Genomic DNA, 2,929 nt, shown 5'->3' on the forward strand with positions numbered 1-2,929 from the left:
TCGATCCCGTCATCCTCCACCAAACTTCCGATACACATGAAGTCAACACCAAAGTAGCTTTGCATTGCTTGCAATGAAGAGGCTGCTTTGTTGTTGATCAAGATCTCTTGATCAACCGGCTGTTCTTTAACAATTTATAGAGTTTAATCAGCGTTGCCAACTTTAAGCTGCGCCAAGGAAACTGCACATTCGTAAAGGTTTAGTGCAGACCGTGCCTTGCGTGGTTGTTGGCAACATATTTGATTGCGTCAAAATGAATATCAAACTTTGTTTGAAATTCGAAAGTAATTAGGCTCACTGGTTGCGAAAGCAAGTGGTGATGTCATTTACGGCATAACGCGACAGGTGAGAGACCTGTCAAACATTCCTTGAAGATGACGGAGATACTCGCAAGAGTGGTCAAAGTTATAGGGTCAAGTGAATAAGAGCATGTGGTGGATGCCTTGGCAATGATAGGCGACGAAGGACGTGATAGCCTGCGATAAGCTTCGGGGAGCTGGCAAATTAGCTTTGATCCGGAGATTTCCGAATGGGGAAACCCACCCTTAGGGGTATCGCATACTGAATACATAGGTATGCGAGGCGAACCGGGTGAACTGAAACATCTCAGTAGCTCGAGGAAAAGACATCAACCGAGATTCCGAAAGTAGTGGCGAGCGAAATCGGAGAAGCCTGCAAGTGATAGCACAAGACATAACGGAACAGCCTGGAAATGCTGGCCATAGCGGGTGATAGCCCCGTACGTGAAATGACCTGTGTGGTACTGAGCTTGCGAAAAGTAGGGCGGGACACGAGAAATCCTGTCTGAATATGGGGGGACCATCCTCCAAGGCTAAATACTCATCATTGACCGATAGTGAACTAGTACCGTGAGGGAAAGGCGAAAAGAACCCCGGGAGGGGAGTGAAATAGATCCTGAAACCGCATGCTTACAAAAAGTAGGAGCCCGTAAGGGTGACTGCGTACCTTTTGTATAATGGGTCAGCGACTTACATTCAGTGGCAAGGTTAACCGAATAGGGAAGCCGTAGAGAAATCGAGTCCGAATAGGGCGTCTAGTCGCTGGGTGTAGACCCGAAACCAAGTGATCTATCCATGGCCAGGATGAAGGTGCCGTAACAGGTACTGGAGGTCCGAACCGACTAGTGTTGCAAAACTAGCGGATGAGCTGTGGATAGGGGTGAAAGGCTAAACAAACTTGGAAATAGCTGGTTCTCTCCGAAAACTATTTAGGTAGTGCCTCAAGTATTACCTGCGGGGGTAGAGCACTGTTTTGGCTAGGGGGTCATGGCGACTTACCAAACCAATGCAAACTCCGAATACCGCAGAGTACAGCTTGGGAGACAGAGCACCGGGTGCTAACGTCCGGACTCAAGAGGGAAACAACCCAGACCGCCAGCTAAGGTCCCTAAAATTGGCTAAGTGGGAAACGAAGTGGGAAGGCTAAAACAGTCAGGATGTTGGCTTAGAAGCAGCCATCATTTAAAGAAAGCGTAATAGCTCACTGATCGAGTCGTCCTGCGCGGAAGATGTAACGGGGCTAAGCCAGTTACCGAAGCTGCGGATTTGCAATTTATTGCAAGTGGTAGGAGAGCGTTCTGTAAGCCTGTGAAGGTGCGTTGTAAAGCGTGCTGGAGGTATCAGAAGTGCGAATGCTGACATGAGTAGCGTTAAAGGGGGTGAAAAGCCCCCTCGCCGTAAGCGCAAGGTTTTCTACGCAACGTTCATCGGCGTAGAGTGAGTTGGCCCCTAAGGCGAGGCAGAGATGCGTAGCTGATGGGAAACAGGTCAATATTCCTGTACCGATGTGTAGTGCGATGTGGGGACGGAGAAGGTTAACTCAGCCAACTGTTGGACATGTTGGTTCAAGCTTGTAGTCGTGCCTGGTAGGCAAATCCGCCGGGCTTAGATGAGGAGTGATAACGAGTCTGCTTGCAGACGAAGTGAGTGATACCCTGCTTCCAGGAAAAGCCACTAAGCTTCAGCTACACACGACCGTACCGCAAACCGACACTGGTGCGCGAGATGAGTATTCTAAGGCGCTTGAGAGAACTCAGGAGAAGGAACTCGGCAAATTGACACCGTAACTTCGGAAGAAGGTGTGCCTTTAGTAGGTGAAGTCCCTCGCGGATGGAGCCCAATGAGGTTGCAAAAAATCGGTGGCTGCGACTGTTTATTAAAAACACAGCACTCTGCAAACACGAAAGTGGACGTATAGGGTGTGACGCCTGCCCGGTGCTGGAAGATTAAATGATGGGGTGCAAGCTCTTGATTGAAGTCCCAGTAAACGGCGGCCGTAACTATAACGGTCCTAAGGTAGCGAAATTCCTTGTCGGGTAAGTTCCGACCTGCACGAATGGCGTAACGATGGCCACACTGTCTCCTCCTGAGACTCAGCGAAGTTGAAATGTTTGTGATGATGCAATCTCCCCGCGGAAAGACGGAAAGACCCCATGAACCTTTACTGTAGCTTTGTATTGGACTTTGAACAGATCTGTGTAGGATAGGTGGGAGGCTTTGAAGTAGGGTCGCTAGATCTTATGGAGCCAACGTTGAAATACCACCCTGGTGTGTTTGAGGTTCTAACCTAGGTCCATTATCTGGATCGGGGACAGTGCATGGTAGGCAGTTTGACTGGGGCGGTCTCCTCCCAAAGCGTAACGGAGGAGTTCGAAGGTACGCTAGTTACGGTCGGACATCGTGATGATAGTGCAATGGCATAAGCGTGCTTAACTGCGAGACTGACAAGTCGAGCAGATGCGAAAGCAGGACATAGTGATCCGGTGGTTCTGTATGGAAGGGCCATCGCTCAACGGATAAAAGGTACTCTGGGGATAACAGGCTGATACCGCCCAAGAGTTCATATCGACGGCGGTGTTTGGCACCTCGATGTCGGCTCATCTCATCCTGGGGCTGTAGCCGGTCCCAAG

The 2,929-nt window shown here is 49.8% G+C and carries 1 tRNA gene and 1 rRNA gene (1 of these 2 only partly in view); both read left to right on the forward strand.

The features are described 5' to 3' along the window. Window positions 1-22, forward strand: a tRNA-Ala gene (locus tag RAE21_RS18670); it begins 54 nt to the left of the window's first position. Window positions 23-411: 389 nt separating this feature from the next. Continuing rightward, window positions 412-2,929, forward strand: a 23S ribosomal RNA gene (locus RAE21_RS18675); the annotation flags it as partial.

Source organism: Rhodoferax potami, from assembly GCF_032193765.1.
In the GTDB taxonomy this organism is placed as follows: Bacteria; Pseudomonadota; Gammaproteobacteria; order Burkholderiales; family Burkholderiaceae_C; genus Allorhodoferax; species Allorhodoferax potami.